This window comes from Pseudonocardia alaniniphila, assembly GCF_022524485.1.
Lineage (GTDB): Bacteria > Actinomycetota > Actinomycetes > Mycobacteriales > Pseudonocardiaceae > Pseudonocardia > Pseudonocardia alaniniphila.
Genome location: NZ_JAKXMK010000006.1, coordinates 351,034 through 358,014, shown reverse-complemented (window position 1 = coordinate 358,014; position 6,981 = coordinate 351,034). Strand labels below are relative to the sequence as shown.

General features: G+C 69.4%; 6 protein-coding genes. 3 read left to right on the top strand and 3 right to left on the bottom strand.

Features of this window, described 5'->3' with window-relative positions:
• Positions 1-209: 209 nt before the first annotated feature.
• Positions 210-989: an SDR family NAD(P)-dependent oxidoreductase gene (locus MMF94_RS08470; protein WP_241035738.1), complete on the bottom strand. Its 780-nt coding sequence runs from the start codon at positions 987-989 to the stop codon at positions 210-212.
• A 112-nt stretch (positions 990-1,101) separates the two neighbouring features.
• Between MMF94_RS08470 and MMF94_RS08465 the strand changes: the two genes are divergently transcribed.
• The 3 genes from MMF94_RS08465 to MMF94_RS08455 all read left to right on the top strand — a co-directional run bounded on the left by MMF94_RS08465 (position 1,102) and on the right by MMF94_RS08455 (position 4,604).
• Positions 1,102-1,806: a thermonuclease family protein gene (locus tag MMF94_RS08465; RefSeq protein WP_241035737.1), complete on the top strand. Its 705-nt coding sequence runs from the start codon at positions 1,102-1,104 to the stop codon at positions 1,804-1,806.
• 174 nt (positions 1,807-1,980) lie between these two features.
• Positions 1,981-2,973: an Acg family FMN-binding oxidoreductase gene (locus MMF94_RS08460; RefSeq protein WP_241035736.1), complete on the top strand. Its 993-nt coding sequence runs from the start codon at positions 1,981-1,983 to the stop codon at positions 2,971-2,973.
• A gap of 467 nt (positions 2,974-3,440) precedes the next feature.
• Entirely contained in the window at positions 3,441-4,604 is a 1,164-nt protein-coding gene (locus MMF94_RS08455) for a site-2 protease family protein (RefSeq protein WP_241035735.1), read from the top strand.
• Positions 4,605-4,750: 146 nt separating this feature from the next.
• On the opposite strand, the gene MMF94_RS08450 is transcribed toward MMF94_RS08455, so the two are convergent.
• Both MMF94_RS08450 and MMF94_RS08445 read right to left on the bottom strand, forming a co-directional pair.
• Positions 4,751-5,923: a cysteine--tRNA ligase gene (locus tag MMF94_RS08450; RefSeq protein WP_241035734.1), complete on the bottom strand. Its 1,173-nt coding sequence runs from the start codon at positions 5,921-5,923 to the stop codon at positions 4,751-4,753.
• Between the two features lie 99 nt (positions 5,924-6,022).
• Positions 6,023-6,379, bottom strand: a complete 357-nt coding sequence (locus MMF94_RS08445) for a hypothetical protein (protein WP_241035733.1) — start codon at positions 6,377-6,379, stop codon at positions 6,023-6,025.
• Between the last annotated feature and the right edge of the window lie 602 nt (positions 6,380-6,981).

Below are 6,981 nucleotides of genomic sequence, written 5' to 3'. Positions count from 1 at the left end.
GGCACGTGGCAACAGCCCACGCAGATCGGCGGTGCGGGGTAGGGGCGCGGCGCGCAGGTCGAGTCGGCGGAGCATGGACTCCCCGGACGGGCGAATCATCATATTCTTCGACAATGTAGAACTCCCATCTCGACCTGGTAAAACGAAGTTAGGGGGACGTCCCGATCTTGTCGGCGCAGCTCACGGGGCGGAATCGGGCATTTTCCGATTCATGCCGACCTCCCGCCGTCGATGACGACGGCTGAACCGGTTATGTAGGCGGCCTCGTCCGAGGCCAGGAAGGCGATGGCCGCGGCGATCTCGTCGGGCTCGGCGACGCGGCCGAGCGGGATGTGCGCCAGGATCTCCGACAGTGTGGCGGGGTCCGCGAGAGACGGCTCGGTCATCGGGGTGCGGACGTAGCCGGGACACACGGCGTTGACCCGGATCCGCCGGTCGGCGAGATCCAGCGCCAGGCTCCGCGCCAAGAGCACGGCGCCTCCCTTGGACGTGTTGTAATCCGCGAAGCGCCGCTCCGTCTGGAACGCGTTGACGCTGGCCACGAGCACGACGGACCCACCCTCCCCATCCGCGCTCATGGCCCGGGCGGCCGATTGCGTCGCCAGCAGCAGGCCCCGGACGTTGATGTCGAGGACCCGCGTGAACACGTCCGGATCCAGTTCGAGCACGTCCTTCCCCTCGCCGTCGATGCCCGCCGCGGCGACCAGGACGTCCAGGCGCCGGCCGATGCGCGCGGCCGAGGCGACCGCCTCATCCATCGCAGCCGGGTCCGTGACGTCGGCCGCCTCGCCGTCTACGGCTACGCCGGGAAGCGCCGCGGCCCGCGCCGCCTCGATGGCCGAGACGACCTTGCGGGGGTCGCGGCCCACGAGGAACACGCCGGCGCCCTCGGCCGCCAGCCGGCACGCAGCAGCCAGCCCGATGCCCGAGGACCCACCCGTCACCAGCGCCGTCCGTCCCAGGAACCGCTGTCCGTCCCTCAGTTCCATCGCGGCAAACCGGTACAGCGCGAACGCTTCATGGTCATGATTGCTCCCAATTGCTCCTGCCGACGTCCTGGCGTCACCGCACCTACTGAAGACGAGATGGCGCCTCGCGCCTGTGACAGTCGACTGCGATTTCGTGGGCGTACAGGGGAGTGGCCTGCCTCATACGACGACCGAATACGAGGAAATTCTGGATAGTCAGTTTCTCGTCCAGATGGACCGGGCGCCGCAACGTTTCGGTCGCGATCAGCGAGCCGTTGGTATGAGTCGCAGCCTTGGACTCGCCCTGATCGCGTCGGTCGCACTCGTGTCCGGCGCTGTCGGAGCGGTTGCCGGCCCGCCCGGCGGCGGCGTGGCGCTGGGCGCGTCGGCCTTCGCCGTGCCGGCGTCCGCGCGGCCCGAGGTGGTAGGGAAGGTGATCTTCGTCCCTGACGGTGACACGGTGCACGTCAGAGACTCGCTCGGGTCGAGGATCAAGGTGAGAGTCCTCGGGATCAACAGCCCGGAGGACCGCAACCCGCAACTGCCTGCGCAGTGTTGGGGACCGGAAGCCACTCGGTTCGCCAGGACCACGCTGCTGAACAAGCAGGTCACCGTCGTCACTGACACCACGCAAGACGCCTTCGACCGATACGGGCGCGTCCTGGGCTACGTATACTTGGCTGACGGCTCCAACTACTCCGTCCTCGCCGCGAGAGCGGGCGCCGCCCGTGCCTACATTTTTCACCGCCGGCCGGTGACCGAGTACCCAGCCATTGTCGCCGCCGAGGCCGAAGCCCGCGCCGCCGGCCGCGGACTGTGGGGTGTCTGCCCGGCCTGACAGCGAAATCCTACTGTCGGCCTGTTCTTCCAGTCCTGCGGAAGGGCGGGAGTTGCGCTCCTCTCCCATCCGATCCGGATCAGCGTAAGGACCTCAGGCTCGGGACGAATCGGCCAGGTGCGCCGGGACTTTAGGCCTTGGTTTGATCACCTCGAGATGAGGCACTGTACGCCCATGAGTACGCAGATGAGGACTTCCGCGGGCCTCTGGGGCGCCTTGCAGAGAGCGCAGCGGGCGCCGTCTGTTCACAACACCCAACCCTGGCGGTGGCGTCTTACCGACGTCGGTGTCGAGTTGTACGCCGATCGCGCCCGCCACCTCGTCGATACCGACCCAGACCAGCGCGACCTGATCATCAGCTGTGGAGCCGCGCTGCACCACCTCCGCGTCGCCCTCGCCGCGGCAGGCCTCGTGGCAAGCGTCGACCGACTGCCCAACCCGGATAACAGCGACCACTTGGCGACGGTTCATCTCCGGCCTGGATCGCCCGAGTCCGTGGACGCCGAGCTCGCACGGGCGATCGAGCTCCGCCATACCGACCGGCGCCGGTTCAGCGCCCAGCCGGTCCTCGCGAGCATCCTCGCGGACCTCGCGGCCAACGCCACGGCCAACGGAACGGTGCTGCACTCCGTCACCGACGACGCCTCGCGACAACAGCTGATCGCCGTGCTCGTAGAGGCCGCGTCCCAGCAGCGCCACATCCCCGGCTACAGCGCAGAGCTCACGATCTGGACACGGCGCTACAGCGACGCACGCGACGGTGTACCCCCGGAATCTCGTCCCGCCACGGGTGCACAACCCCTGGGAGTAGGCATGCGCCCGTTCCCTCCGGGACGCCTCACCAGCCCCGCGTATCCGAGTGAGCCCGATCAGGACGGCTCGACGCTGCTGGTACTCACCACCGCCGAGGACAGCATGTTCGACCAGTTGCGTGCCGGCGAGGCGACCAGCGCGGTCCTGCTCGCGGCCACCCGCCACCGGCTGGCCACAACCCCGCTCAGCCATGCCCTCGAGGTGGCCCATACCCGCCGGCAGCTGGCGTCCCGTGTCCTGCGAATGCCTCGTGCTGTGCCGCAGCTCGTCATCCGCATCGGATGGGCCACAAGCGGGCTCGCGCTGGCACCCACCCCGCGCCGGCCACTGGAGTCCGTGCTCCTTCGCCACTGACCCCTCCTCGGCTCGGGACAGGTTTCGCAGTGGTGTCCCCGATGCCCTTCGGCGCGGGCCCCGGGCCCCTGGCCCGTCCGGTTACCGCCACCTCCCGCCAGCCTTGAGGAGGGCCGCCGCAGCAGCGCAGCCCGGAGACCAGACGCACTTGGCCTCGCGCAGGTGGCGCAGCGTGATGGCGGCGTGTCGCTCTGCCTCCTCGGGCGATCATCGCGTTCGACGTCGCAGCGATCTGGCGCCGGCGGCCCACGGCGCGGGCCGGCGTGATGTTGTGAGATCCCGATGATCCGGACGACGAGCAGGGCGCCGCTCGGCGTTTCAGCGGCGCGGACGGACGCAATCCGTTCGGTTTCAGGTCAAGCGTCCTGTCGGCGGCGCCCTTCCGGCCCTGCCGATCTGGCCCGCCGCGGCCGACCATCGTGCGCGCGGCCGTCCGTCGGATGAGCAGGTGCAGAGCGGGAGGCGCAATGCGGGCAACGGTGTCGTTCGGGCGTATCTGCGGGATCCGTGTCGGCGCCCACTGGTCGGCGCTCGTCGGCGTCATGGTTCTCGGAGACCTGCTGGCGGTGACGGTGCTGCCGGTGCTGGTGCCGGGCAGGGTGCCGGCGGTGTACGTGCTTGCCGGCGCGGTGGCGGCCTTGGTGCTCGTGCTCTCCTTGCTGGCGCACGAACTCGCTCACGCACTCGTCGCGCGCCGCGCCGGGCTGGCCGTCCGGCAGATCACGCTGTGGCTACTCGGCGGGGTCTCCGAGCTGGAGCAGCAACCGGCCCGAGCCGCTGCCGAGATTCGCATCGCTCTGGTCGGCCCGTTGACAAGCCTCGCGCTGGCCGGCCTCTTCGCTGGTGTGGCATGGGCGACCACGTGGCTCGGAGCACCCGCTCTGATCGGTGCGGTCCTGTCCTGGCTTGCAACAGTGAACGTCATGCTCGGTGTGTTCAACATGCTCCCCGGGAGTCCGCTGGACGGGGGCCGTGTCCTCCATGGTGTGATCTGGTGGGCCACCGGTGATCGTGAGCGCGCCACCAGGGCTGCTGCCGGCGCCGGCCAGATCCTGGGTGGCCTGCTCGCCGCACTGGGGATCTTCCTGGTACTCAGGGGCCGTTCGGATGGGCTCTGGCTCCTGTTGGTCGGTGGGTTCCTCGGTTTCGCGGCTGGTGCAGAGCGCGTCCATGGCGTGCTCGCCGAGCGCCTCCAGGGCCTGACGGCCGCTGATGTGATGTCGAGGGAACCTGCGGTGGCTGAAGGCTGGTGGACGGTACAGGCGCTCATCGACCGGATGCTCGCCCCGGACAGCCCCCGGCACCGCGTGTTCCCCGTGATGGATTTCTCCGGGCGGCCCGTCGGCGTCCTGCGCCTCACCGATCTCGCTGCGGTCGACCCGGCGTCCCGGTTCACCACAACCGTCCAGGCCGTGGCCCGGCCGCTGCCGCCCGAGCACAGGCTCGACGCGGAAACCCCGCTGGAGCGAGCGCTGGAGCGACCGATCGCGCCGGGCCGCGACGTGCTCGTCGTCGAGCAGGGCGGCCGCGTCGCCGGTGTCATCACCTCGTCCGATCTCCAGCGGATCGTCGAGCTGCAAGCCCTGCGGCGCGGCTCCGGACCGACGGCATCACGGGACGGGGCAGCCTAGCGGGCGTCAGGGACGCGCGGGCGAGTCCGAATGCGTTCCGTTGTTCATGCCGGATGCCACGCCAGTTGTCGTGGGCTCGGACCCCGCGACCACCCTGGCCGGAGCGTCACCACGAGGGCGCGCACAAGGGCCGGCCGTCGGGGGTGCTACTGCAGCGCGAGCGTGCGGATGACCTGGCGGGCGGCGTCCCCGCCTGCCTCGACCGCGATCCGAACGGCGGTCGGCACGTCGAGATCGTCGAGAAGGGCGGCGCGTACTCCGGTGACCGCAGCTGCGGATGTACCACGACTGCCGGCTGCTGTGTACAGATCCTCCAGCAGCCGTGACGCATCCTGGAGCGCGTTCGGCTGATAGTCCCATGCCTCGTTCCACCGTCTGTCCAGCAGCATGAGACGTACGGCTGCACCCGATGCGTCACGCAAGAGATCGCTGATCAGCACGAGGTTCCCCGTGGATTTGGCCATCTTGAGTCCGTCGAGGCCGACCGTTCCCACCCGGACCTCTCGCCTCGCGAACGGGGTAACGCCTAGGGCGGCCCGAGCCAACGCAACTTGGTACGCGTGGTGCGGGAACGCCAGGTCGGCGCCCCCGATGAGCACATCCACGACGCCGCCGAGCGTGGCGAGCGCCATCGCTGCACACTCCGCATGCCAGCCCGGACGCCCGGCTCCCCACGGGCTCGGCCACGCCGGATCGCCGCTGGCGGCGGGATGCCAGACGGCAACGTCGAACGGGTCGTCCCGCAGGTCGTCGTCCGGCCGGTCCCCGTACTCCGACGACAGCGCCAACGCTTCGTCCCTCGGCAAGCCCACCGCGCTCGGCACGTCGGCGCCGCGGAAGAACACGTGCCCGTCGCGTTCGTATGCAGCACCCGCCGCCAGTAGCGCCGATGACAACCTGACCACGTGCTCGATGTGATGGCGTGCATGCGGGGTGTGCGTCGGGGCCCGGACGTGGAGCGCACGCATGTCCCGGTCGAAGTAGTACTCCTGCATGAGGCCGAACTCGTCATAGGGGCGACCGCGTTCGGCGGCCGTGCGCGTCAACACGTCATCCACGTCGGTGACGTTGCGCGTGACAACCGTGTCGACACCCGTCATGCGGACCACTCGCCCGATCACATCGGCCCACACGAACGTCGAAGCGTGGCCCAGATGCGTCACGTCATAAGGAGTGATACCGCAGACGTAGATCCGGGCAGGAATCGTCAGCGGCAACGGCGCACCCGCCAGTTTCAGCACGTCGAGCGGACTCGCCCGGCCGCGCGACCCCGGGACGCCGTAGCCCGAGCCACCTGCAAGATCCACCGATCCCGCCATCGTCCCATCGTGGCACGGCGGATCCAGATCGACGACCGGGCACGTTCGGCTTCGGCCGGCTTGACGTGTGCGGACGCGCCACGCAGGGCGCCGGCTGTCTCATCCCGTGTTGAGCAGCAGCCCATCGAGCCGGCGGTGCGGCGGTGTCCACCGCGGCGAGTGCACGGCACCGGAAGTTCTCGGCGTCGGCGAAACACAGCGGCGCGTCGTACCGGTGGCCGACGACCCCCGGCACGGTCGTCGCGGCCGGGTAGCCGTCCATGTCGTGCATCCCGGCGCGAATCCGAGGATCCCGTCGTGCGGGTGCCGGACGCGGCGCAGCCGGTCGAGGATCGACAGGCCGACGACGACGAGCACCCCGTAACGCACGCTGATGGCCGGCACCGCGATGGTGGTCGCCAGCGCGAGGGCCGGTTCGGAGCGGTGGATGCGGGCGAAGCGGCGGAACTCGTTCACGTCGATCAGGCGTAGCGCGGCGTAGACGACCAGTGCGCCCGGTCGTCGCTGTCCCCCGAAGGACCCTCGCCCCCGTGTCGCACATCCTTCGACCCGTCCCGGTGCCGCCGGTGTCGGCCGAGAGTTGGGGTCGACGCGCAAGGTGATCGAGCAGGAGAGGGGTGCTGAGCGCAGCATGTATGACTTCAGCGGAGTGAGGATCGGCACGGCTGCGGCGGACGGAGTGGTCCGTGACCACAGCGGTACTCGTATAGGTAGGGCGGATGTCGACGGAGTGGTTCACGACTTCAGCAATGTGCGTATCGGCACGCTCGAGCAGGGGACGACGAATGTCGTTGCCAACCCCCGCCCGGCTTCGCGAGCATGATTCACCCCTCTCGAGCCGGTGGCCTCATCGGGAAAAGACGATGGGGCGCCTCGTTGCAGGTGAAGAAACAGCGCTCGGCCCTCGCGCCGGGGGAGGGGTCAACAGCTGGGCGGATTCCCCCTGTGCGATCTCGTGGGTTGTCGAGCAAGGAGGTGGAGAGGCAGCCTCGCTTCGCCGGCTCGGAGGACGTGTGGCCTGGCGATTCGAGGAAGGGAAGCGGCAGCAAGGTCCTGTG

Excerpts from the sequence above, each read along its gene's own strand:
- MMF94_RS08460 (WP_241035736.1), top strand. The coding sequence starts at position 1,981 with ATGAGTACGCAGATGAGGACTTCCGCGGGCCTCTGGGGCGCCTTGCAG.
- MMF94_RS08450 (WP_241035734.1), bottom strand. The coding sequence starts at position 5,923 with ATGGCGGGATCGGTGGATCTTGCAGGTGGCTCGGGCTACGGCGTCCCG.
- MMF94_RS08470 (WP_241035738.1), bottom strand. The coding sequence starts at position 989 with ATGGAACTGAGGGACGGACAGCGGTTCCTGGGACGGACGGCGCTGGTG.
- MMF94_RS08455 (WP_241035735.1), top strand. The coding sequence starts at position 3,441 with ATGCGGGCAACGGTGTCGTTCGGGCGTATCTGCGGGATCCGTGTCGGC.